At 60.7% G+C, this 22,473-nt stretch carries 20 protein-coding genes and 1 pseudogene; 10 read left to right on the top strand and 11 right to left on the bottom strand.

What is annotated here, in order from left to right; genetic code table 11:
- The first annotated feature begins 15 nt into the window (after positions 1–15).
- Entirely contained in the window at positions 16–1,299 is a 1,284-nt protein-coding gene (locus tag N1937_RS24755) for a cystathionine gamma-synthase family protein (protein WP_260059619.1), read from the top strand.
- Between the two features lie 65 nt (positions 1,300–1,364).
- Here the strand turns inward: N1937_RS24755 and N1937_RS24760 are convergent, their stop codons facing one another.
- Both N1937_RS24760 and N1937_RS24765 read right to left on the bottom strand, forming a co-directional pair.
- Positions 1,365–1,778, bottom strand: coding sequence for a cupin domain-containing protein (locus tag N1937_RS24760; protein ID WP_017967765.1), 414 nt, complete (start codon positions 1,776–1,778; stop codon positions 1,365–1,367).
- Positions 1,779–1,821: 43 nt separating this feature from the next.
- Positions 1,822–2,586, bottom strand: coding sequence for an SDR family oxidoreductase (locus N1937_RS24765; protein ID WP_222296275.1), 765 nt, complete (start codon positions 2,584–2,586; stop codon positions 1,822–1,824).
- Between the two features lie 398 nt (positions 2,587–2,984).
- Between N1937_RS24765 and N1937_RS24770 the strand changes: the two genes are divergently transcribed.
- A complete protein-coding gene (locus N1937_RS24770) occupies positions 2,985–3,443 on the top strand; it encodes a carboxymuconolactone decarboxylase family protein (protein WP_170281015.1) in 459 nt (152 codons plus the stop codon).
- Between the two features lie 20 nt (positions 3,444–3,463).
- Here the strand turns inward: N1937_RS24770 and N1937_RS24775 are convergent, their stop codons facing one another.
- Genes N1937_RS24775 through N1937_RS24785 form a run of 3 tightly spaced genes read right to left on the bottom strand, consistent with a single transcriptional unit; the run spans position 3,464 to position 6,622 of the window.
- The gene (locus N1937_RS24775; protein ID WP_260059620.1) at positions 3,464–4,669 is read right to left on the bottom strand and encodes a thiolase family protein; all 1,206 of its coding nucleotides are present in this window, start codon (positions 4,667–4,669) and stop codon (positions 3,464–3,466) included.
- Entirely contained in the window at positions 4,647–6,176 is a 1,530-nt protein-coding gene (locus N1937_RS24780; RefSeq protein WP_260059621.1) for a class I adenylate-forming enzyme family protein, read from the bottom strand. Before N1937_RS24780 ends, N1937_RS24775 begins: the two co-directional genes overlap by 23 nt.
- 29 nt (positions 6,177–6,205) lie before the next feature.
- Positions 6,206–6,622: an acyl-CoA thioesterase gene (locus N1937_RS24785; protein WP_017967760.1), complete on the bottom strand. Its 417-nt coding sequence runs from the start codon at positions 6,620–6,622 to the stop codon at positions 6,206–6,208.
- A 50-nt stretch (positions 6,623–6,672) separates the two neighbouring features.
- On the opposite strand from N1937_RS24785, the gene N1937_RS24790 reads away from it, so the two are divergent.
- Together N1937_RS24790 and N1937_RS24795 are read left to right on the top strand one after the other, a co-directional pair.
- Positions 6,673–7,647: a zinc-dependent alcohol dehydrogenase family protein gene (locus N1937_RS24790; RefSeq protein ID WP_260059623.1), complete on the top strand. Its 975-nt coding sequence runs from the start codon at positions 6,673–6,675 to the stop codon at positions 7,645–7,647.
- A gap of 164 nt (positions 7,648–7,811) precedes the next feature.
- On the top strand, positions 7,812–8,222 hold the full coding sequence (locus N1937_RS24795; RefSeq protein ID WP_222296283.1) for a type II toxin-antitoxin system VapC family toxin: 411 nt from the start codon (positions 7,812–7,814) through the stop codon (positions 8,220–8,222).
- 63 nt (positions 8,223–8,285) lie between these two features.
- Here the strand turns inward: N1937_RS24795 and katG are convergent, their stop codons facing one another.
- Entirely contained in the window at positions 8,286–10,466 is a 2,181-nt protein-coding gene (katG, locus tag N1937_RS24800) for a catalase/peroxidase HPI (protein ID WP_260059624.1), read from the bottom strand.
- Between the two features lie 143 nt (positions 10,467–10,609).
- On the opposite strand from katG, the gene N1937_RS24805 reads away from it, so the two are divergent.
- Complete coding sequence (locus N1937_RS24805; protein WP_222296288.1) at positions 10,610–11,524, top strand: hydrogen peroxide-inducible genes activator; 915 nt, start codon at positions 10,610–10,612, stop codon at positions 11,522–11,524.
- A 21-nt stretch (positions 11,525–11,545) separates the two neighbouring features.
- Here N1937_RS24805 and panB read toward each other — a convergent pair whose 3' ends face one another.
- Together panB and panC are read right to left on the bottom strand one after the other, a co-directional pair.
- A complete protein-coding gene (panB, locus tag N1937_RS24810) occupies positions 11,546–12,367 on the bottom strand; it encodes a 3-methyl-2-oxobutanoate hydroxymethyltransferase (RefSeq protein ID WP_260059627.1) in 822 nt (273 codons plus the stop codon).
- Positions 12,364–13,274 (bottom strand): annotated as a pseudogene (panC, locus tag N1937_RS24815) (pantoate--beta-alanine ligase). Before panC ends, panB begins: the two are co-directional and overlap by 4 nt.
- Before the next feature lie 295 nt (positions 13,275–13,569).
- Here panC and N1937_RS24820 point away from each other — a divergent pair.
- The 5 genes from N1937_RS24820 to N1937_RS24840 all read left to right on the top strand — a co-directional run bounded on the left by N1937_RS24820 (position 13,570) and on the right by N1937_RS24840 (position 19,052).
- On the top strand, positions 13,570–14,928 hold the full coding sequence (locus N1937_RS24820) for an HlyD family secretion protein (RefSeq protein ID WP_260059628.1): 1,359 nt from the start codon (positions 13,570–13,572) through the stop codon (positions 14,926–14,928).
- A 1-nt stretch (position 14,929) separates the two neighbouring features.
- Positions 14,930–16,450: an MFS transporter gene (locus N1937_RS24825; protein ID WP_260059702.1), complete on the top strand. Its 1,521-nt coding sequence runs from the start codon at positions 14,930–14,932 to the stop codon at positions 16,448–16,450.
- 194 nt (positions 16,451–16,644) lie between these two features.
- Positions 16,645–17,589, top strand: coding sequence for an aldo/keto reductase (locus N1937_RS24830; RefSeq protein WP_222296296.1), 945 nt, complete (start codon positions 16,645–16,647; stop codon positions 17,587–17,589).
- 184 nt (positions 17,590–17,773) lie between these two features.
- A complete protein-coding gene (locus tag N1937_RS24835) occupies positions 17,774–18,307 on the top strand; it encodes a TetR/AcrR family transcriptional regulator (RefSeq protein ID WP_260059629.1) in 534 nt (177 codons plus the stop codon).
- Between the two features lie 271 nt (positions 18,308–18,578).
- Positions 18,579–19,052, top strand: a complete 474-nt coding sequence (locus tag N1937_RS24840) for a ProQ/FinO family protein (protein ID WP_260059630.1) — start codon at positions 18,579–18,581, stop codon at positions 19,050–19,052.
- A 171-nt stretch (positions 19,053–19,223) separates the two neighbouring features.
- Here N1937_RS24840 and N1937_RS24845 read toward each other — a convergent pair whose 3' ends face one another.
- The 3 genes from N1937_RS24845 to N1937_RS24855 form a co-directional block, all read right to left on the bottom strand.
- Positions 19,224–20,285, bottom strand: a complete 1,062-nt coding sequence (locus N1937_RS24845) for an ABC transporter ATP-binding protein (protein WP_260059632.1) — start codon at positions 20,283–20,285, stop codon at positions 19,224–19,226.
- Between the two features lie 21 nt (positions 20,286–20,306).
- On the bottom strand, positions 20,307–21,161 hold the full coding sequence (locus N1937_RS24850; protein WP_260059633.1) for a sugar phosphate isomerase/epimerase family protein: 855 nt from the start codon (positions 21,159–21,161) through the stop codon (positions 20,307–20,309).
- A gap of 65 nt (positions 21,162–21,226) precedes the next feature.
- Entirely contained in the window at positions 21,227–22,465 is a 1,239-nt protein-coding gene (locus N1937_RS24855) for an ROK family transcriptional regulator (protein WP_260059634.1), read from the bottom strand.
- Positions 22,466–22,473: the final 8 nt, after the last annotated feature.

Genomic DNA, 22,473 nt, shown 5'->3' on the forward strand with positions numbered 1-22,473 from the left:
ACACAGGAGATGATGATGACCGCCCCGCATCCTTCCAAAACCCATATCGGCAATCATGCCCTGCATCCCGAAACACAGATGCTGAATTATGGCTACGATCCGGAACTCTCGGAAGGAGCGGTCAAGCCGCCGGTGTTCCTCACCTCCACCTTCGTGTTCAAGACGGCCGAGGATGGCCGCGATTTCTTCGATTATGTGTCGGGCCGTCGCGAGCCTCCCGAGGGGAAGGGGGCCGGCCTCGTCTATTCGCGCTTCAACCATCCAAACAGCGAGATCGTCGAAGACAGGCTCGCCGTCTACGAGCGGACGGAAAGCGGCGTGCTGTTTTCATCCGGCATGGCGGCGATCACCACCACTCTGCTCGCCTTCGTCCGGCCCGGCGATGCGATCCTGCATTCTCAGCCGCTCTACGGGGGAACGGAAACTTTGCTGGCGAAGACCTTCCTGAACCTCGGCGCCGCCGCGGTCGGGTTTGCCGACGGCGTCAGCGAAGGATCGGTGCAAAAGGCGGCAGAAGAGGCGATGGCCAAGGGCCGCGTCTCCGTCATCCTGATCGAGACGCCTGCCAATCCGACCAACAGTTTGGTCGATGTCGCGATGATCCGGCGCGTGGCCGACATGATCGGTGCAAGACAGGGCCATATGCCGATCATCGTCTGCGACAATACCCTACTCGGACCGGTCTTCCAGCGGCCGATCGAGCACGGCGCCGATATATCGCTCTATTCGCTGACGAAATATGTCGGCGGTCATTCCGACCTGATCGCCGGCGCCGTCCTTGGTCGCAAGGCGGTCATCAAGCAGATCAAGGCCCTGCGCGGCGCGATCGGCACCCAGCTTGATCCGCATTCCTGCTGGATGCTCGGCCGTTCGCTGGAAACGCTGCAGCTGCGCATGGAACGGGCAAACAGCAACGCGCGGGCCGTCGCAGATTTTCTGCGTGATCACCCGAAGGTCGAGAAGGTTCACTACCTGTCCTACCACGATCCGGAATCGCCGGCCGGGCGGACCTTCATCGCTCAATGCACCGGCGCCGGTTCGACCTTCTCTTTCGACATCCGCGGTGGTCAGCCAGCCTCGTTCAAATTCCTGAACGCGCTGCAGATCTTCAAGCTCGCGGTCAGTCTCGGCGGCACGGAATCGCTTGCGAGCCATCCGGCCACCATGACGCATTCCGGCGTGCCCGCCGACGTCCGCCAGCGCATCGGCGTTCTGGAATCGACGATCCGTCTTTCGATCGGCATCGAGCATCCGGACGATCTGATCGCCGACCTGGAGCTGGCGCTGCAGGCGGCCTGACGCCGATCGCAGCGCTGTCATTGATATCGATGCCCGGCGACCCGGGCATCGGTGCGTTCATGACCTCATTTGTCGTCGGTCGTCAGTTCCGTCTCGTCAGTATTCAGTACGAAGACCGCAAGAAGGCGCGCCGGCTTTGTCTTGCTGGCGTTTTTGCTGACGCTGTGATGATCGCCGGGAAATTCGGGAAAGCTTTCGCCGGCCTTGTAAACCTTCTCTGGCCCGTCATTCACCTTGCTGGTGATCGCACCTTCGAGAACGGTGGCATAGATGAAGGCCGAAGCCGGGTGCGTATGGCCGGGCGAGGAACCGCCCGGCGCGTATTCGACGAGCACCCCCCGCATGCTCTTGCCGGGAACATTCGGAAGCTTCTGGTCGAAAACGACGCTTACCTTCGCGTCGCCGCCTGCGGCGTGAGCCTGAGTGCCGGCGGCAAGGACAATGGCGAGCGCCGCCGCCGAGATCATTTTTCTGAGCATGTCTGGTCTCCTGCGTTGATGGGAATGGGTCGGGCGCCCGATATCAGGCGCTCTTTTGCTGAGGCGGCTGCCGGCTCAGCCAATCGTCGAAGCGGATCTTGCCGAGCCGCGCCTTAGCGCCGGTCACGAGCGAATTATCCTCGAGCTCCACGCCGAAGTAGCGGGCGTGCGGATCCGCCATCACCTGCCGCGGATCGTTCGTCGCCTTGAAGAGACGCGTCACGATTTCGGTGAGGCGGACTTTCTCCGGCCCGCCGATCTCGATCGTGCCGTTCACAGGCGTGCCGAGCGCCACCTCGGCCATGACGTCGGCGACGTCGTCCGAGGCGATCGGCTGCACATAGGCCGGCGACAGATGTACGGTCTGGCCAACGGTACCCGACTGGGCGATGCCAGCCATGAATTCATGGAACTGGGTGGAGTGCACGATGGTATAGGGTATCCCGGAGCTCTTGATCAGTTCCTCCTGGGCCATCTTGGCGCGCATGTAGCCGCTGCCCTGCAGCCGCTCCATGCCGACGATCGACAGCGCGATGTGATGCTTGACGCCGGCGGCAGCCCCCGCCTTGAGCAGATTGCGGCCCGACGTCTGGAAGAATTCCAGAACGGCCTTGTCCTCGAACGAGGGCGAGTTCGCGAGATCGAGGACCACCTGCGCCCCGGCGAGCGCATCCGCCACGCCCTTGCCAGTGATCGTGTCCACACCCGAGTTCGGCGAAGCCGCCAATACCTCGTGCCCCTTTTTGCGCAATCTTTCCACGGTCTTTGAGCCGATGAGGCCAGTGCCACCGATAACGACGATTTTCACGGGTAGTCTCCTTTGTCCTTTACGAGGTGTTTCCTCTGTTGACTTGCCTTTGTTGACTTGAAAGCGAGGAGGCAACTGCTCGGCATGCCCCCGCCTCCTGGAGAGCCAAGCGACTTCATCGGGACCGTCGCCGGTGCGACCGATGTAAACCGATGGGCAGGAGGATGCGCCGGATCGTTGCCCCAAACTATTCTTCCTCGGTCGCTGTCAGCCTATGCGAACGTCGTAGGCCAGCTGGCTCTGCGGTCGAGGCAGTCGGCCGAATTGGCGGAACATCACATCGACAGGTATTGGCCAGATGTACCGTCGGGGCAGATGGCCGCCCCGGAAGGCAAGGCGTATTCACTGGCCTGCAAGCCGAGGCTTGCGTCATCAATCCTCTCACGATGGAGATAAGAATGATCAAGCGTCTGAACTTCATGGCCCATAAGAACAGCGGCATCGACGGCCTCGTGGCCGTTGAAGGCTGGATTGCCAAAAGCTTCGATCCGAAGTTGCTCGAACTCGTCAAAGTCCGCGTTTCCCAGATGAATGGATGTGCGCATTGCCTGCACATGCACCGCCAGGACGCACTGAAGCTCGGCGAAACGGATGACCGGCTGCTGCTTCTGAACGCGTGGCGGGAGTCGCAGCTCTTCACCGCCCGGGAGCGGGCCGCACTCGCCTGGGCCGAGGCTCTCACTGAGATTGCGAAAGGCCATGCGCCGGATGATGTCTATGAAGAAGCGCACGCCAACTTCTCGGATGACGAGTTGGTGGCGCTTTCGATCGGCATCGCGATGATCAACGCCTGGAACAGGCTGGCGATTGGCTTTCGGCTACAGCATCCAGCCGATCACAAGCGCGCCGCCGCCTGACGGTCTGCGCCTTCGGCGGATCAGGAAAGCTGGGTAGCCTCGAACATGGCTGTCAGCCCGATGCCTCCGCCGATGCCGATCATCGCCAGGGCAGTCGCACCGGGCGCCCAGCCATCCCCGGTGTTGCGGATCAGCTGGCTGTACAGGCGGGTAACGAGGATTGCGCCGGAGGCCCCGAACGGATGGCCCAAGGCAATGGCTCCGCCGTTCCTGTTGATCGTGTCGGCAGGAATATCGAGCTGATCCAGCGATGCCAGAACCTGGGCCGCGAAGGCCTCGTTGAATTCGATGGCATCGATGGCGGAGAGCGAGAGCCCGGGCTGACGCTGCAGCAGCTTCCTGGTCGAGGCGACCGGGCCGATGCCGAGCAGGTTGGGGTCAACGCCGGCAGCGGCGCTGTCGATGAAGGCAAGGCCCTTTTCGATGCCCATGCTTCTCGCCATGCCGCGGCTCATAATGAGCACCAGGCAGGCGCCGTCGTTCAGCGGGCAGGCATTGCCGGCTGTTACCGAACCATCGGCCAGGAAGACCGGCCGGAGGTGTGCGAGCGCCTGGAGGGATGTAGCCGCACGTGGGCACTCGTCCCGTTCGATCAAACCGTGGCTGGCGGAAATGTCGACGATCTCGGGGCGAAAGATGCCCGCCTCGGCCGCCGTTACGGCGAGCCGGTGGCTGCGAAAGGCGAATTCATCCTGTCTCTGGCGCGATATGCCGAACTGCCTGGCGACGTTTTCGGCGGCAATTCCCATTTCCGGGTCACCGATCGCGTCAGGCGAAAACCGGGCGCGCCCGTAAAAGCGGGGCAGCGCCCCATTCGGCTTTGGTCTTTCGACGCGCCATGGCGCGGTGCTGACACTCTCGACGCCGCCGGCGAGAAAACATGCGCCGGCTTTCGCCTGGATCAGTCGGGCTGCCATGATGATCGCTTCCAGGCCCGAGCCGCATTGCCGATCGATGGTCACTCCCGGAACCGTCATGGGCAGACCTGCGGTGAGCGCTGCCAGCCGCGCGATGTTTCCGCCGCCGCCCGCCGCATTGCCCACCAAAACGTCGTCTATGGTGTTGGGTGCAACTCCCGTTTCGGACACGATCCGGCGGATGATCGGCGCGAGCAGGTCTTCTGCTGCGACGGTCGACAGCGATCCGAACGCCCGGCCGATCGGCGACCGATAGGCGGCAACCACGAACGGCTGCCAATCCCCGTCAGGCTGATAGGCGTACGACAAAATCGCCTCCCGAAACCACGGCCCGCTCCACTTGTCCCCTCGAGATCTTGCCGCTGCTTGTCATCGGCCAGGACCTTATATGGTAAAATCGCTTGGGGATCTTGTACCTGGCGAGCATCCGCGCGCAATGATCGGCCAGGATTTTCGGGTCCGTCATCTCTCCCGAGACGACAGCGACGATCCGTTGACCGAAATAGGCGTCCGGCAGCCCGAAGACAACGGCATCTTCTACGCCGGGGCAGGCTTTGAGCGCGCTCTCGACTTCGGCGGGATAAACGTTGTTGCCGCCTGATATCATCATGCCGCCCGCCCTGCCGATCACCCGCAGTATGCCATTGGCATCAAGTTCGCCGAGATCTCCGACCGTCGCTCCCGCTTCCGTGACCCGGAACGCCTGACCGTCGTCGCCCCAAAGATATCCATCCGCGATCAGGTCGCTGTCGACGAATATGGTTCCGGCCACATCGGTCCCGACGTCGTTTTCATCGGGGTCACGAATGGAAATTTTGACGCCGGGATAGGCTTGCCCCACCCGCTCGATCGGAAAATCGATCTCGCCGCCGACAAGGGTCGAGACGGTCATGAAACCGAGCTCGGATGCGCCGTAATATTCCCGGATACGGGCCTTCGGAAACAGGCGACGCATGGATTCGAGCCCGTTCCTGTCAAGCTTTGCGCCGGCGGTCAGAACGTCGCGCAAGGACGTCAGAGCGGGTTCGCCTGCCCACGCCCTTGCAATGCCGGCTATATGTGTCGGCACGGCGACCAGCCGCTCGATGTGCCAGGAGGAGAGCGTGCTTGCGACCGCGAGGGGGTCCCATTTCCGGACTGAATGGAAGGTTGCCCCGGCATCAAGAGCTTCGACCAGTGCATAAAGCGCCAGGCCATGCGCGAGGGCTCCCGGGCACATTGTCGACGGCGCGTCTTCGAGTTCGAAAACGCCGCGTCCCCGATCGAGGCTCCGGCGCCACTGTTCGCGCGAGCGATAATAGGCCTTCGGCTCGGCGGTGGTCCCTGACGTGAAGCCGATCAGAAAGGTCTTGTCGGCATCGACCGGCAACTCGGCTTTACCTTCCGTCGACGCAAGGTCGAAGGCCTCCGCTCCGGCAGCGACAACGGGAATGCCGAGTCTTCGGGCAATTTCGGCGCTCGGCCCAGCATTGTCGTCGACGATCAGAACGTCAGGCGCCAGGCGCTCGATGATGCGTTCGATCCTTTCCACCGGCATCATCGGGTCGATGACCGCACAGGCATTCGGCAACGCGGTGGCCGCCGCAAAATACTGGGCAAAGCCGATGTGATTGCCAAGGCTGAGAGCGGCAAGCTTCTCCACACCGGGCAGATGGAGCATGCGGCGGTTCGAGCGCGGGAGATCTTGGAGAAACCGATAGATTGCCTTGGCGCGCAAATAGAGCTCGCTGTAGCTGAGCGAGTGCCCGTCGATCACCAGCGCCGGTTTGTCCGGTGTCTCCCTTGCATGTCGAAGAAGCTGCGCATGGATCGGCATGGACACCCGCTGGTTTGAATGATCGGCAATCAGCCGGGAGACAGAGCCGCTCTGGTCGCTTCGGGGATCGGCGTCGGGCGGCTGTCGGAGAGGCCGACGCAGACCCAGACGAAATGTGCCGATGCGCAATGGGCGCCATCGCGCTGGCGAAAGAGTCCTATGGCAAAGGACAGGCTCGTGCGCCCGATTTTTTCTACGTCCACCTTTGCCTCGACGACATCATCGAGGTCGATCGGGCTGTGAAAGATGATCTCCGCCTTCTTCACGTGATAGGCAACGCCGGAGGAGGTGTGACGGAAATGGCTGAGAATTTGCCCTTGCCGCAGGAATTCGACGACCGCATCCTCGCAATAATCGAGATAACGGGAATTGTGGACGTGACCATAGATGTCGATGTCTCGCATCGAGACCCGGAACAATGCTAAAGGCCTGTCGTCAACGCTCATTCGATCACCAATTCGACGGAGTGATCTAATCGCAGTGTGTGGGGGATGCAATGCAATATCAGGCAGTCGTGCGCAAATTCGGCCGGGCTCAGGATGTTGTCGAACTCGAGGAGGCGGCGCTGCCGCCGCTGCGGCGCGACCAGGTGAGGGTGCGCCTGCTGGCGCGGGCGATCAATCCGTCCGATATCATCACCATATCGGGAGCCTATAGCGGACGCACGACATTGCCCTTCATTCCCGGCTTCGAAGCTTTCGGCGTGGTCGAACAGTGCGGCGAGGAGGTTCATGGGCTTCCCCTCGGAACACGCGTGCTGCCCGTGCGCAGCGCCGGGGCTGGGCAGCAATTTAAGGACACTGATCCAGGCTGGTGCCTGCGTGTTCCAGACGAGCTCACCGATTTCGAGGCTGCGACGAGTTACGTCAATCCGATGACGGCCTGGTTGATGCTGCATGCCAAGATCGGGCTGAGGCCGGGAATGCGCATCGCCATCAATGCCGCCGCCTCTTCGATCGGAGCGATATTGATCGGTCTCGCCAATAGCGCGGGCGTGGAGCCGATCGCCATCATCCGCAACGAAGGATCGCTTGAGCGCCTGCGCGGCCGGGTCGAGGCTGTCATCGTCGACAGGGAGGAAAGCGAAAGCGATCTGGTCGCCGGGCTCGCCGGCCGGCATGGGCTCGACGCGGTGCTTGATTGCGTCGGAGGCGCGCACGCCTCAATCCTCGCGGATGCGCTTAAACCCGGCGGACACTTCGTGCATTACGGTCTGCTTTCGGGGCAGGGCATACCGGCTTCTTTCTGGATGTCACATCCCGATATTGCCTTTTCCTATTGTCACCTCCGGGAATGGGTTCATTCCGAAGCGATGAGCGACGTCCAGCGGGCCTATTCCGAGCTCGCCGCGCAGATCGCCTCGAAGGTCATCGCCACCGAGGTGCGGGAGGTGTTTCCTCTGGAAAAGGTCAGTGAAGCACTGGGATCCGCCGTTCCGTTCCGGACGGGCGGCAAAGTGCTGCTGGCCTAACGAACATGAGCAGGCCGCGACAACGTTTTGAGGCTGGCCGATCGCGGCATGCGGTGGGCATCGTTGCATGGCGCCTTGGAGCGCGGCCTCAGCGACGATTTCATGGCGGAAGGGCGAGAGCAGCCAAGGGAGCAGGAGAGACCGGGTCTTCAGGACCTGTTCAAGTGATCACGCATCTTATCGACACCAATGCGGTGATCGCCCTGATCGGCAGGAAATCCGAAACACTGCTGAAGAGCGTGATCGACAGCGACGAGGGATCGATTGGGCTGTCGACCGTGGTGATGCACGAACTCTATTATGGCGCCTATAAAAGCGCAAAAATTTCCTACAATCTCGAAACCCTGCGCCTGTTCGTGGCGGATTTCTCAGTTGTCGGTTTCGAGCATGAGGATGCGTTGGCCGCTGGGGAGATCCGTGCCGCATTGGCGGCAAAGGGAACGACGATCGGTCCCTTTGATGTTCTGATCGCCGCTCAGGCCAGGACCCGGGATCTGGTTCTCGCCACCAACAATGTCGGGGAATTCCGCCGCGTCGATGGTCTGCGTGTCGAGGACTGGACGGTCGGGCGGTAGGTCCGGTCTCCAAAAAAAATGCCCGGGCGCAGCCGAAACGGCGCCCGGGCAAAATGCTGCCGATCAGACGATATCGAAACGATCGGCGTTCATGACCTTGGTCCAGGCCGCGACGAAGTCCTTGACGAACTTCTGCTTGGCGTCGGACTGGGCGTAGACTTCGGCAAAGGCGCGCAGTTGCGCGTGCGAGCCGAAGATCAGGTCGACGCGGGTGCCGGTCCACTTGACGTCGTTAGTCTTGCGATCACGCCCTTCGTAAACGCCTTCCTTGCCGGCAGCGGGGGACCACTGCGTGCCCACGTCGAGCAGGTTGACGAAGAAGTCGTTGGTCAGCGTTTCCGGACGGGAGGTGAAGACGCCATGTTCGGGTGCGCCGGCCTTCAGCACACGCAGGCCGCCGACGAGAACGGTCATTTCAGGTCCGGTCAGCGTCAGCAGCTGCGCACGGTCCACCAGGGCCTCTTCCGGCTTCATGAACTGCCGGCCACCGATATAGTTGCGAAAACCATCGGCGCGGGGCTTGAGCGCCGCGAAGGAATGCGCGTCGGTCTGTGCCTCGGAGGCGTCCATACGGCCTGGCGTGAACGGCACGCTGACGGCATGACCGCCGGCCGCTGCCGCTTTCTCGACGCCGGCTGCGCCGGCCAGGACGATCAGGTCGGCGAGCGAGATCTTCTTGGCCCCGGCCTGGGCGGCGTTGAAGTCCCTTTGGACGCCTTCGAGAACGCGGAGGACCTTGGCTAGCTGCGCCGGCTGGTTGACCTCCCAATCCTTCTGCGGGGCAAGACGGATGCGCGCGCCATTGGCGCCGCCGCGCTTGTCGGAGCCGCGGAAGGTCGAGGCGGACGCCCAGGCGGTCGAGACCAGTTCCTGCACGGTGAGGCCGGTTGCTAGCACCTTTGCCTTGAGGTCGGCGATATCCTTATCGTCGACAAGCGGATGATCGACGGCCGGGATCACGTCCTGCCAGATCAGGTCTTCGGCCGGAACCTCCGGGCCGAGATAACGCACCTTCGGTCCCATGTCGCGGTGGGTCAGCTTGAACCAGGCGCGGGCAAAGGCGTCGGCGAACTCGGCAGGATTTTCCAGGAAGCGGCGCGAGATCTTTTCGTAGACGGGATCGAAACGCAGCGCCAGGTCGCTGGTCAGCATGGTCGGCAGATGCTTCTTCGATGCATCATAGGCATCCGGAATGGAGGCGTCGGCGTTCTTGGCCTGCCACTGATGCGCGCCGCCCGGGCTCTTGGTCAGCTCCCATTCGAAAGCGAACAGGTTTTCGAAGAAGTAGTTGCTCCACTGGGTCGGCGTCTGGGTCCAGGTCACTTCGAGGCCGCTACCGATGGCATCGCGACCGACGCCGGTATTGAACTTGCTGATCCAGCCCAGGCCCTGAGCTTCGAGCTCGCCGCCTTCCGGGTCGACACCGACAAACGAGGGATCGCCAGCGCCATGGGTCTTGCCGAAGGTATGCCCGCCGGCGATCAGTGCCACGGTTTCTTCGTCGTTCATCGCCATACGAGCGAAGGTTTCACGGATGTCGCGGGCAGACGCCAGCGGATCCGGAGTGCCGTTAGGGCCTTCCGGGTTGACATAGATGAGGCCCATCTGCACGGCGCCAAGCGGCTCTGCCAGTTCGCGTTCGCCGCTGTAGCGCTCGTCACCCAGCCAGGTACCCTCAGGACCCCAGTAGAGTTCTTCCGGCTCCCAGACGTCGGCGCGGCCGCCGGCAAAGCCGAAGGTCTTGAAGCCCATGGATTCGAGCGCGACATTGCCGGTAAGGATCAGAAGGTCTGCCCAAGAGATCCTGTTGCCGTATTTCTGCTTGATTGGCCACAGCAGGCGGCGGGCCTTGTCGAGGTTCACGTTGTCGGGCCAGCTGTTCAGCGGCGCAAAACGCTGCTGGCCCTGACCGGCGCCGCCGCGGCCGTCGGTGATGCGGTAGGTGCCGGCGCTATGCCAGGCCATGCGGATGAACAGGCCGCCGTAATGGCCGAAATCGGCCGGCCACCAATCCTGCGAATCCGTCATCAGCGCGTGAAGATCCTTCTTCAGGCCGTCGAGATCGAGCTTCTTGAACTCCTCGGCATAGTCGAACGCCTCACCCATGGGATCGGCGCGGCCGGAATTGTGGTGAAGAATCTGCACGTTCAGCTGATTGGGCCACCAGTCGCGGTTGGATCTACCGCGAGGCGTATTGCCATGTGCAACAGGACATTTGCCTGCGCTGTCAGTGGGGTTGTCCATGATCGTCTCCTTGATTGCTTGATCTGTCTTCGGTCCAAAAAGATGAGCCGAGCTGGCGCCCCACTCTCTCCCTGAAGTCTTCATATCGGAAGCGCTTCATAAATTTAAGTTGGATTTACTGATCGTCGCGATAAGATGAAGTTATGAAGAACCTTACCCTGAAACAGCTACGTTATTTTGAAGCACTGGCAAGAGATGGCCGCTTCCGGCGCGCTGCCGACGCCTGTGCGATCTCCCAGCCGGCATTGTCAATGCAGATCAAAGAACTTGAGCAAGAATTGGGCGGTGAGCTTTTTGAGCGCAACGCGCGTGAGGTGAAGCTGACCGCCTTCGGTCAGACCGTGGCTCTCAGGATCCGCGATATCCTGCGTGGCGTGGACGAGCTTGCGGAGCTGGCGCGGGCGGCGCGTGATCTCTTCCTGACGCGGCTGCGCATCGGCATCATACCGACGATTGCGCCCTATCTGTTGCCGGCCATCATCAATGACCTGAACAAGAGCTTTGCGGGAATCCAGATCGAAGTGCGCGAAACGCAGACGTCGAAGCTGGTTCAGGAGCTGGCGCAAGGCCAGTTGGACACGGCAATCGTTGCTTTGCCCGTGTCGGAACCCTCCCTGGCAGAACTCGAGCTCTTCAAGGAAGAGTTCGTGCTGGTCCGGCGGCCCGAAGACGAGGGTAAGCCGGTGCCCGAACGCGAGGCGCTTCGCGAAATGCGGTTGCTGCTGCTCGAGGAAGGCCACTGCTTTCGCGATCAGGCCTTGTCGTTCTGCAAGATAGGGCAGGCCCGTCCCCGGGAAGTCATGGAAGGCAGCTCTTTATCCACCCTGGTCCAGATGGTCAGCGCCGGTATCGGCATCACCTTAATTCCCGAGATGGCCGTTCCCCTCGAAACGCGCTCGGCGCATGTCTCGATCTCCCGTTTTCAGTCTCCGCAGCCGTCGCGAACGATCGGCATGATCTGGCGCAATTCGACGCCAATGGCCAAACAGCTCCAGCAGGTTTCCGAGGCGGTCCGCCGCTCCGCCGAAACCATGCGCGAGCAGTATATCGCGCGATGATGGAGCTTTCATCGTCTCGCGTCAGGATCGCCGCTTGAAGGTGTGCTCCGCTGCCGGAAACTGTCGCGATCGGACCTCTTCGGCATAAGCGGCAGCGGCGGCCGAAATCCTCTTGCCGAGTTCGTCGTAGCGCTTGACGAAACGCGGGGTGAAATCATTGAAAAGACCCAGAATGTCGTCGGAAACCAGAATCTGACCGTCGCAGGCGGAAGAAGCGCCGATACCGATGGTCGGGACGTGCATGGCGCCCGTCACCTCCCGGGCGAGCGGCTCCACCGTGCCCTCTATGACGACGGCAAAGGCGCCCGAGCCGCCAACGGCGTGCGCATCGCGGCGGATCTTCGACGTCTCGTGTTCGGAATGGCCGACGGAACGATAACCACCTGCGGTTTGGACCTGCTGCGGCATCAGGCCGATATGGCCCATAACCGGTATCCCCCGCTTCGTCAGAAAGGCGATGGTCTCGGCCATCTCCTCGCCGCCCTCCAGCTTGACGGCATCGCAGCCGGTTTCCTGCAGGACGCGGACAGCGTTGCGGAAGGCAATCTCCTTGGATTCCTGATAACTGCCGAACGGCATGTCGACCACGACGCAGGCCTTGCCGACGCCGCGCATCACCGCCTTGCCGTGCGCGACCATCATCTCGAGCGTGACGCCGATGGTGCTTTCCATCCCATAGAGCACCATGCCGAGCGAATCCCCGACCAGCAGAAGGTCGCAATGCTCATCGAGCAGCCGCGCCATGGGCGTCGTATAGGCGGTCAAGCAGACGATCGGCTTGCCGCCCTTCATGGCTGAAATGCGCGCTGGCGTAAGGCGCTTCTGAATTCCTGCCGCGCTCATCTGGTCACTCCCTTTCCCGGCAGGCCCCGCCCGCCGACAACCCTGTTGTTCCCGATCATCGGTTGTCACCAACGACCCTGTTGTCGAGAAGCCTTGTCGAGCCGACCCGAACGAAGAGCGCCACGACGACCGGGTCTGTGATCGACGTGACCTTCTGCAGCGTTGAGGCATCCCTGACGGCGACTACCTCGGGCTTTGCCAGAGGCTCGCGACTAAGAAACGCCGTGAGCTTTGCCTCGAGTTCCACCGGATCGGCAAGGCCGCCGGCGACCAGACGCTCGGCCTCGTCAAGGGTCTGGGGGACGATCGCCGCGGCACGACGCTCCGCCCTACTGAGATAGACGTTGCGCGACGACAATGCGAGGCCGTCGCTGTCCCTGACCGTCGGCACCGATATCACCCGCACAGGCACGGCGAGATCCTCCACCATGCGCTTGATGATGACGACCTGCTGGTAATCCTTCTCTCCGAAATAGGCGGTCTGCGGCTGCACGATGTTGAACAGCTTGCAGACGACCGTGGTAACGCCGCCAAAATGCCCAGGCCGGACCGCTCCTTCGAGTTCGCGCCCGAGATCGGGAACGTCGACGACAGCAAGCATCGGGTGCGGATACATGTCCTCGACGCCAGGTGAAAAAAGGAAATTGACGCCGGCCTGTCTCAGCATGGCGGCATCGCGTTCCAGGTCGCGCGGATATTTGCTGAGATCCTCCGTCGGACCGAACTGCAGCGGATTGACGAAAATTGACACGACGACGATGTCGTTTTCGGCGCGAGCGCGCGCGACCAGCTCCATATGACCGGCATGGAGATAGCCCATGGTCGGAACAAGGCCGACGGTTCGCCCCTGCCGCCTCAGCGCGTCGAGCGTGTGGCGCAGCTCGTCAATGCTCGAGAAAACCCGCATATATCCTCCCCGGCCGGTCACTCCATCTTGGGCGCGGATATGAAGTGTAATCGATGCGGCAGGTCAATGCATATTTCTCGATAAAAACGATTAGACGCATCGGCGGCTGACCTTTTTGCGGAATAGAACGAGGCTGCCCTCCAGCACGACACCTAAGTACAATTTCCGCTCCGCTCTCGCGGGGCTAGCGTCCCAAATGGACGCAAGGTCGAGTGACACGATTCATTTTCTCATTAACACCGGCCCAAAACGGGTGACTGTTCACGGGCTTGATAAAACGATACGTAGCGTTTATATGAAGTCAGGTTTCTCGCTCGAAGTGACACGCGGTCCCAAACGAAGGAATGGCGATGGGGCAGTCAACATCAGATCGAGTCACCTGTGGGCCGTGAAGCCCGAGCGGCAGGATGGCTTGGTAGCTGTCGGCGGAGAAAGCCGGGTTGTTAAAAAACGGACCGTCCTGCGAACGGATGAAAAGATGTCGTGGTCGCGAAAGAAGAACGAAATGGATGAAAGATCTGGAATCAATGTCACTGCCCTGGTGGCCGCGCCTCAGGTAGAGGTCGTCGCGCCTGGACACTCCTTTGCGCCGCCAGTCTTGGCATCTGCGGGGTCACTCATTGTCCCAGTGTCGGCAATCGTCATAGCCCTTGCAGCCGTCGTTGCGGCCGGGGCAAATTGGGATTGGTGGGTTGCAAGACGTGCGGTGCAGTCCACCGAGGACGCTGCAGTTTACGCGGACATATCCTCAATCAGCGCTCGCGTCAGCGGCACCATCGACTTGGTCTCGATCGATGACTATTCCCATGTCAAGGCTGGAGACCTCCTGTTCTCGATTGATCCCAGGCCGTACGAAGTTGCTCTCCGCGCCTCGAAGGCGAAGCTGGATGCAGCTCAGGCGCAGCTTGGGGAAAACGACACCCAGCGCTCGTTCCAGCTTACCCAGATCGATGTCGCACTTGCACAGCAGGAGGCCGCGAAGGCGGATGAGATCCAGGCGAGCAAGGAACTGGAACGACAGACACGTCTTGGTACCGACGGCAGGGCAAGCTCGATCCAGACCCTCGAAAAGGCCATTGCGGCGCGCGGGCGTGCATTGGCGAGTTCGAAAACGGCGCGAGCCACAGTCGTTGCCCAACAAGTCAAGCTTGGCGTGCTGTCGAAGCAGCGTGAGGTCCTTGAGGCCAATGTCGACACTGCTGCTGCGGATGTCGCCGCGCGTGAGCTTGAGTTGAGCTACGCGAATGTGCGCGCACCCGTCGATGGCGTGGTCGCCAAACGAAACGCGCAACGTGGAAATTATGTCAGCGCCGGCACAAGCCTGATCTCAATCGTTCCGCTCCCTCAGGTGTATATCCTTGCGAATTATAAGGAAAACCAATTGAGAATGGTCCGGGAAGGACAAGCGGTCGACATATCGGTCGATCTATTGCCCGAGGCAAAGCTGCATGGGACGGTTTCGAGAATTTCGCCCGCAAGCGGATCGACATTCGCGCTGCTGCCATCCGACAACGCGACCGGCAACTTCACGAAGGTCGCTCAACGCCTGACGGTTCGGATCGAACTCGACCCGAACCAGCCGAAGTTTGACCGCCTCCGCCCTGGTATGTCGGTTATAACCCATATCTCCACGAAGGCCGACCATCATGTCTAGGATGAATCATCCGAACGACCTGCCACGCCAAGGATTCGTCGCGGTCGCTTTGCTCATGGCGTCCATATTAACTGCCTTTGACATACGTTCAGTAAGCACTGGTTTGCCGGACCTGCGAGGCGCTTTTGGCTTGACCTTTGACGAGGGGGCGTGGCTTGGCACCTTCGCCACCGCTCCACAGATTCTGGCTGCTCCGAGCGTCGGATGGTTGATCGCGGTCTTTGGGGTTAAAAGAGTAATGATCGCGCCGACCATCTTTTATTCCGCAATTTCGTTACTCATACCATTCTCCAGCAACTTCGAAATGCTGGCCGCACTGCACGCCTTAAGAGCGGTTTTGCTCGGCCTGTTCGTCGGCGCGACGCTCATGACGGCTTTTCGAAACATCGACCGAAAATTCTGGATTTTCGCACTGGCATTTTACGTTTTGAGAATCCCATTCGCGCAAAATCTCGGCTTGTATGCGGCCGGAAGCTATACGCAGACGATAGGGTGGCAGTGGCTGTACTGGCAGGGCGCAGTTGTCGGCCCCCTGATTGGCATCCTCTTCTGGTACGGCGGCAAGCCGACGCCGGTCGACCGTGTGCTCCTCAATCGAGCCGACTGGGGTGGAATGGCTATTTTTGGCGTGGCTCTTACGACCCTCTACGTTGCTTTGGACCAAGGCAATCGATTGGACTGGTTTCAATCCGGCTTCATCATCTCGCTGCTTCTCGCCACGGCGTTTCTCGCGTGCATCTTCCTGTGGCACGAGGCTCGCGTACAGTATCCCTGGGCGCACATCTCGATCCTGTTCGCAAGAAACATCGCTCTGGGTTTCGCCGCTATTGGCTGCTTTATGACGGCGAGTCTCGGAAGTTCTCTGTTGGAGCCGAGCTTCTTGATTGCGGTGGCACATTTGCGACCGGAACAAATTGGTGACTTTGCCGCACCTTATGCAATTCTCCTTCTGGCCGGCGCAACTATCGCTGCGGTCGCCCTTGTCCAGACGGTCAAGCAGCGTGCCACGTTGATGATCGGGTTCATCTGCTTCGCTCTATCGGCGTGGCTTGGCACGCAGTTGACCAGCTTGTGGTCGCTGCCGGAGTTCCGGCTGATCGTCATCCTTCAGACGTTCGGTGAAGAAACCGTATTTCTGGCCGCGGTCGCGACGTTGTTCAGCAATGTAAATCCAGCGAGGGCGATATCGCTCACCGCATATGTACAGGTCATGCGATTAATCTGCTCGGAAACTGTCACGACGACGATGAACACCTGGATACGGCAGCGGGAACAACTGCACTCATATTTTATCGGCTCGCATGTCACGGGTGCGACGCCCGGGTGGAATACGACATTGACGCAACTCGGTTCAGGTTCGGCGGCGCGGGGTGTCGGCGTGCTGGCGGGCTTGGTGCAAAGGGAGGCGAGCGCCCAAGCCTACATTGATGGTTTTTGGATCACCTTTGCGGCCGCGATTGCGGGGCTGGTTGTCGTCTCGCTTATGGCGCCATCCCCCTCTCATCCGCTGACGACACGATAAACGATCCCGCGCCGCCGTATTGGGGTCGCGATTGTCCGTGCATTAGGGAAGTGTCGTCGACGACCAGTCGGTTGCTTTCTTCATGAAGAAGGCGGCGCATTTGCAGCCGTCGTTCGGCATTCAGACGCCAGGAAGCGTTCGCGCTCAATCATCATCCACTCTAAATCAAGGGACTTAACATGGAACCCGCTCATATGCTCCGCTACAAAAGAATTCCCCTCTCCGACGGCGCGACCTCGATTCCGGCATTGGGTTTCGGTACGCTAATCCCCGATCCTGCCGCCACCAAACGTGCCGTTGCCGCAGCGCTTGAAGCTGGGTTCCGGCATCTCGATTGCGCGGAACGATATGGCAATGAAGACGCAGTCGGAGAGGCGATGCGCGAAGCCCTCGCCGCTGGCACTGTCCGGCGCGAAGATGTATTTGTCACGACCAAGCTCTGGAATACCAATCACCGTCCAGAGCGGGTGCTTGCTGCATTTCAGGCGAGCCTCCGACGTCTTCAGGTCGATTATGTCGACTGTTATCTCATCCACACCCCTTTCGCGTTTCAACCCGGCGACGAGAATGATCCAAGGGACGAACACGGCGAGGTCATTTACGATTCAGGAGTGAGTCTAATCGACACCTGGCGCGCACTTGAGGCGCTTGTGGACAGTGGCAGGTGCAGGTCCATTGGCCTGTCGGATGTTACGCTGGAAAAGTTGAAGGACATTGTCGCGGTTGCGCGGATCAAGCCGGCCGTGGTGCAAGTGGAGTCGCATCCGTACCTGCCGGAATGGGAGTTGCTTGACTTTTGTCGAGAGCACGGGATCGTCCTGCTGGCCTTTGCGGCTCTCGGGCATGGCATGGAGCCCAATCTGCTCGAAGATCCGGTCATTAAGGCAATAGCTCATCGCGTCAATAAGACGCCGGCGCAGGTTGCGCTGGCCTGGGCAGTGCAGCGCGGCACTGCCTTCCTCACCACCTCGGTCACATCCAGCCGGACCAGGGAGAATTTTGACCTTTCCGCATTGCCGGAAGACGCGATGCAGCAGATCCGAGATGGCATAAAGACGAACATCCGCTTCAACGGAGTCGTCGAAACTGGAGTCCCGGGTTTCATTCCTCGGGCCGGTCCAACTCAAGGCAGTCAGTGAGCGGGAGTTTGGCGAGATTTCCGAAACGCTCCTGAGGCGTCCGCCATAGGTTCTTCCCCATTGCCTGTTGATCGGTGACATCGACTTGGGCTACGCCTGAATAATGATCACGACCCCAAATGCTGTCTCGGCAAGAAAACGAACCTCTATCGGATCGCGTCGCAATCCGGAGGCGGAGGCCGCAGTGCTGGCAGCCGCGAGGGAACTCATCTCTGAGAAGGGTTACGCGGGATTTTCTGTCGAAGAAGTCGCGCGAAGAGCTGGAGCGGGAAAGACCACCATTTACAGATGGTACCCCACGAAGGCAGATCTCTTTATCGCGATCTATACGATGGAACGATCGACTTTTGTGACGGTGCCCGACGTCGGGAACTTGGTCGAAGAGCTGGTGCAGTACACGACGAGTCTGTGGCGTTTCTGGTCCTCCCACCCGGCCGGAGCTGCATTGAAGGGATTGATCGCGGAGGCACAAGGCACCGAAGAGGCGTTGGGAGCACTGCGCGACAAGTTCCTTCCGGACCGCACTGCCGACGTGAGGCATATATTGACCAGTGGCGCGGCCCGCGGCGAAATATGCCTCGAGGAGGTCGATGACAAGGTCTCGCTTTGGGTGGGGTTTAGCTGGTTTAAACTTTTGATCGGCGAACTTCATGACGAAGACGCAATTGGGCCTGTCATGATGCAGATCTCGGGTGTCCCACGACACGTTCAGTCCTGAGCATCGTGCCACCGCCAGCCTTGTCCGGCCTGGCCGAGATTTATGGCCGAACACGGTGAAATTGTCCGTTTTTTCAAGGACTGATCCCAGCAGAGATTGGTTTGCTGCATTCGGTTCCTCGCGAGGAGTCGTTTGGGGGTTGAATTCCTATAGGCTCTCATGTCGCATCCCACCGGCTTGCAGTGGAAACGACGATGTGCGACTTCCGTTGCTCGCCCTGCCGTCAAGAAACCATCACAGTCGGCCGTTATGGACGTTATATGGAGGACGCATGGACAAGCCCTGGAAGATCAGCCGCGGACCGATTGCGGCAACCGAGCTCGACGTGGAGAAGGCAAACGCGATCAATGTGCTGTTGATCCGGCCGGCGGGCGTCCTTCCGGCCAAGGCGGGAGATCCGGTCCTTCCTTTTGCCGTCGGCCTTTTCAATGAACTCCGCCCGCTCCTGAAGCCCGATGCCGGTGTCACCACGCTCAGGCGAGCGACCGCGGCCTATGTCCACTGCCGGCGCTACTATTTCGCCAGCGCCCAACCCGATTCCATGCGCCATGGCCTTGACGGCGAACCCGTCGAACCACTGTCGTCCGAAGACCGGCTGGTTGCGCAAAAGCGCTTCCTGAGCCTCAAGCAGACCACTGGCAAAGCCGACGCGCCAGAACAAACAGCACCGGTTCCCGCTCCGCTGTTGAGCAAAAGCGAACAGATCCGTGCAGCCCTCCTCGGCAAAAGGAACGCGGCCAGCTAGAGCGGGGTGACATCAGCGTTTCATATCCGCCTGGCCGTCATTGCGGGTTCTTGGTCATGCGACCGTTATTCACAAGGGCGACGTAGTCGCTCTCTGAGCTTGGCCGCATCGGGGGCGCGGAAAACGCGCCCCCGGCTGGCGCCGACCGAAGGGGAGGGGCAATCGGCCGGGTCAGTTCAACGGCGCTTCGCCTGATGTGATCCGCTGCTCGTTTCCGGCAAACAGGTGAACCGCATCATGGATTGGCGCAATCCTCAGCACCTCGCCGGGGGCTGCCCTGATCCGTTCCCTGAAGACGCAGGTCAGCGTCTGCGTCCCCAACCGGACGATGACGAGCGTTTCCGAACCCGTGGGCTCGACGACCACCGTCGTGACCTCGATGCCGCCTCGGTCCAATCGGATATGTTCGGGGCGAATGCCGTAAGTCACGGCTTCAGGCGCACGACGCTCGCTTGGCAGGAGCAGACCGTCGGCGGTTCGAAACCCCTCTTCCGTCATGTTCCCACTGATGAAATTCATCGCCGGGGAGCCGATGAAGCCGGCCACGAAAAGATTGTTCGGACGATCGTACAATTCCAGCGGAGAACCCGACTGCTCGATCAGGCCGTCCTTCATGACGACGATCTTGTCAGCCATGGTCATGGCTTCGATCTGGTCGTGGGTGACATAGATGGTGGTCGTCTGCAGCCGTTGATGCAATTCCTTGATCTCGGAGCGCATCTGCACCCTGAGCTTGGCATCGAGGTTCGACAGGGGCTCGTCGAACAGGAAGACGGCCGGGTCGCGCACGATCGCCCGCCCCATCGCCACACGCTGCCTCTGGCCGCCCGACAGTTGCTTGGGGTATCTCTCCAGGAGACTCTCGAGGCCGAGGATCTTCGCGGCGTTGCCGACCCGCTGATCGATCTCCGTCCTCGGCATTCGTTTCAGCCGCAGCGAAAAGCCCATGTTCTTGGCAACAGTCATGTGCGGGTAGAGCGCGTAGTTCTGGAACACCATGGCGATGTCCCGGTCCTTGGGGGCAAGCTCGTTGACGATATGCTTGCCGATCTGGATCTGCCCTGAGGTGATGCCCTCGAGGCCCGCAATCATTCTCAAAAGTGTGGATTTGCCGCAACCCGAGGGACCGACCAGAACGACGAACTCGCCGTCGCCGATATCGACCGAGACGCCTTTTATGGCTTTGAACGCGCCGTAGTCCTTGCGAGCATTGTTAACCGAAACATGAGCCATTACCGTCCTCCGAAATCTCTGTCAAAGTCCGCTCAGGACGTTTCTCAAATAATCGAGGCCGAGGCGCTCGCCGTCTTTGCGCGCGGCCAAGTCCTTGCCCGGCCAGCCATAGGCGGCATCCTCATGTTCGATCGACAGCGTGCCGTTGAAACCAGCACCGCGGGCCTGGCGCAGAAACCTCGGCCAATCGATGAGGCCGAGCCCGGGCAGCTTGTATTGCCACCAGCCCTTGCCGTGATAGCCGATTGCCTGCAGCCTCTCCGGATCGATTGCCGTGTCCTTGGCATGAAGAATGGCAATGCGGTCTTTCACCGCCTCCATCGCCTGATAGGGATCGACGCCGATGCGAATGAGGTGGGAGGGATCGAATTCCAGCCCGAAACGAGGATCGCTGATCCGGTGAAAAAGCTCCTGCCATCCTTTGGGTGTCGTTCCGATGAAATTATCCTTCGGACCCGGCCAGTTCTCGATTGCGATGGTGAGCCCATACGGTTCTGTCCTCGCGATCAGCCCGTTGGCGAAATCGGCGAAGTCATCATAATTGGCTTCGTCGCTTGCGGTGTCGTCCCGGCCCGGGAAGATCACGAAGATCGGGACGCCCGCTTGCCCGATCGCGCTCGCATATTCGGCGGTCGTCTCGCGAAGTGCCGTTCGTTTTCCCCGGTCGGCATCGAGCTGATTGCCGAAATAGGTCATCGACGACACGAAGAGGTCGCGGCTGCGCGCCAGCGCGACGGCGGCCTCCACCTGATCCGGCGTCTTGATATGGCCGCCGATGTCGATCTCGATGGCGTCGAACCCGGCCGATGCGGCGAAATCCACCACTTCCTCCAGCGGGCGATCGTTGAATGTCGATGTGTAAAAGCCGATCTTCACCAAAATCCTCCGATCTTCACCAAAATCCCGATCTTCACCAAAATCCCTGGGCCTTGCCGACCGTTTCAACTGTTCAGGCGGTCCATGTTCTTGAGTGGCGAGCGTGTGCGTTGAGCAGGGTCAGCCGATGCGAGCATGAGGGCCGCTGCCATCGGCATGACCGCCGCCCCCATGGCAGAGGCATCCTCTCCGAGCGAGGCGCGATGAAGCGAGGGCAGGTTGGGGTCCTCGGCATCGAGATGCTCGTGCACATAACGCAGCAACTCGTCGACGATGCGGATCGGCAATCGGCCGCCGACGAGGACGGCGTCGGGGTCGACGACCATGCCGATATGCTTGACGGCGACGGCCAGATGCGCGCTCATTTCCTTCAGCCACTGCGAAACGAGGCGCCTGCCATGCGCATCCAGCGTCAGGAGATCGTGGGGAACATTCACTTCGACGCCGTTTTTCGCAAGGAAATCATAGAGGAAGAACAGCGAGAATATCTCGCCGAGAAGCTGGACCTTATGGGCCTTCCCGTCACCGCTGTCGGCGATCGGCAGCCAGCCGATTTCACCGCTGAGGCCCATGGCGCCACGATGGCCGTTGCCGTCGAGCACGAGGCCGCCGCCCGGGCATGGATTGATGGCGACGTAGAAGAAGCTGCTACTTTCAGCACCCAGTCCGTAATCGAGTTCGGCCAGGGCTGCGGCATTGGCTTCATTCTCGATGAAGACGGGATGGGGTGTCAGGTTCTCCAGTGCGGTGCGTACATCGAATGCAGTCCATTCCTGATAAGCCTTGGGCTTGCCGAGGAGCGAAATCTCGCCAAGCCAATCCGGCATCGCCAGACCGATACCGGCGAGGCGCGCGTCGTCGATGAGCCGGCTGCGCTGGAAATGCGAAATAGCATCGGCCGTCAGTTGCAGGAATTCCGTCGGCAGGATGAAACGTTTCTCATGATGCACGCGGGCACGGACATTGCCGACGGCATCGACGGCCAGGATCGTCAGATGGTCGCGATCGATGTTGATGCCGATGGCAAAGCAGGCATCCGGATTGATTTCGAGTTCGATCGCCGGCTGGCCTCTCAGCCCATGCCGCCGGCGGGCTTCCATGATCAGGCCCTCGTCCAGCAGACGATCGACGATCCGGGCGATTGCCGGTTTGGTAAAACCCGTCCGCCTGGCGATTTCGGCGCGCGAAATCGGCGCCTGGCGATGGATGCAGCGCAGCACGACGGCCCTGTTGTGCTCACCTGCATCTTCGACATTGGCGCCGGTCAGATCCGGGGACAGCCTGGCGCCGAGTGTCTGGTTCATGCCCGAAA

The sequence above is a fragment of the Rhizobium sp. WSM4643 genome (genome assembly GCF_025152745.1).
GTDB lineage: Bacteria > Pseudomonadota > Alphaproteobacteria > Rhizobiales > Rhizobiaceae > Rhizobium > Rhizobium leguminosarum_I.

Excerpts from the sequence above, each read along its gene's own strand:
- N1937_RS24805 (WP_222296288.1), top strand. The coding sequence starts at position 10,610 with ATGAAGAACCTTACCCTGAAACAGCTACGTTATTTTGAAGCACTGGCA.
- katG (WP_260059624.1), bottom strand. The coding sequence starts at position 10,466 with ATGGACAACCCCACTGACAGCGCAGGCAAATGTCCTGTTGCACATGGC.
- N1937_RS24855 (WP_260059634.1), bottom strand. The coding sequence starts at position 22,465 with ATGAACCAGACACTCGGCGCCAGGCTGTCCCCGGATCTGACCGGCGCC.
- N1937_RS24790 (WP_260059623.1), top strand. The coding sequence starts at position 6,673 with ATGCAATATCAGGCAGTCGTGCGCAAATTCGGCCGGGCTCAGGATGTT.
- N1937_RS24840 (WP_260059630.1), top strand. The coding sequence starts at position 18,579 with ATGGACAAGCCCTGGAAGATCAGCCGCGGACCGATTGCGGCAACCGAG.
- N1937_RS24770 (WP_170281015.1), top strand. The coding sequence starts at position 2,985 with ATGATCAAGCGTCTGAACTTCATGGCCCATAAGAACAGCGGCATCGAC.
- N1937_RS24825 (WP_260059702.1), top strand. The coding sequence starts at position 14,930 with ATGAATCATCCGAACGACCTGCCACGCCAAGGATTCGTCGCGGTCGCT.
- N1937_RS24760 (WP_017967765.1), bottom strand. The coding sequence starts at position 1,778 with ATGCTCAGAAAAATGATCTCGGCGGCGGCGCTCGCCATTGTCCTTGCC.
- N1937_RS24780 (WP_260059621.1), bottom strand. The coding sequence starts at position 6,176 with ATGCCGATCCATGCGCAGCTTCTTCGACATGCAAGGGAGACACCGGAC.
- N1937_RS24845 (WP_260059632.1), bottom strand. The coding sequence starts at position 20,285 with ATGGCTCATGTTTCGGTTAACAATGCTCGCAAGGACTACGGCGCGTTC.
- panB (WP_260059627.1), bottom strand. The coding sequence starts at position 12,367 with ATGAGCGCGGCAGGAATTCAGAAGCGCCTTACGCCAGCGCGCATTTCA.
- N1937_RS24830 (WP_222296296.1), top strand. The coding sequence starts at position 16,645 with ATGCTCCGCTACAAAAGAATTCCCCTCTCCGACGGCGCGACCTCGATT.
- N1937_RS24785 (WP_017967760.1), bottom strand. The coding sequence starts at position 6,622 with ATGAGCGTTGACGACAGGCCTTTAGCATTGTTCCGGGTCTCGATGCGA.
- N1937_RS24755 (WP_260059619.1), top strand. The coding sequence starts at position 16 with ATGACCGCCCCGCATCCTTCCAAAACCCATATCGGCAATCATGCCCTG.
- N1937_RS24820 (WP_260059628.1), top strand. The coding sequence starts at position 13,570 with ATGAAGTCAGGTTTCTCGCTCGAAGTGACACGCGGTCCCAAACGAAGG.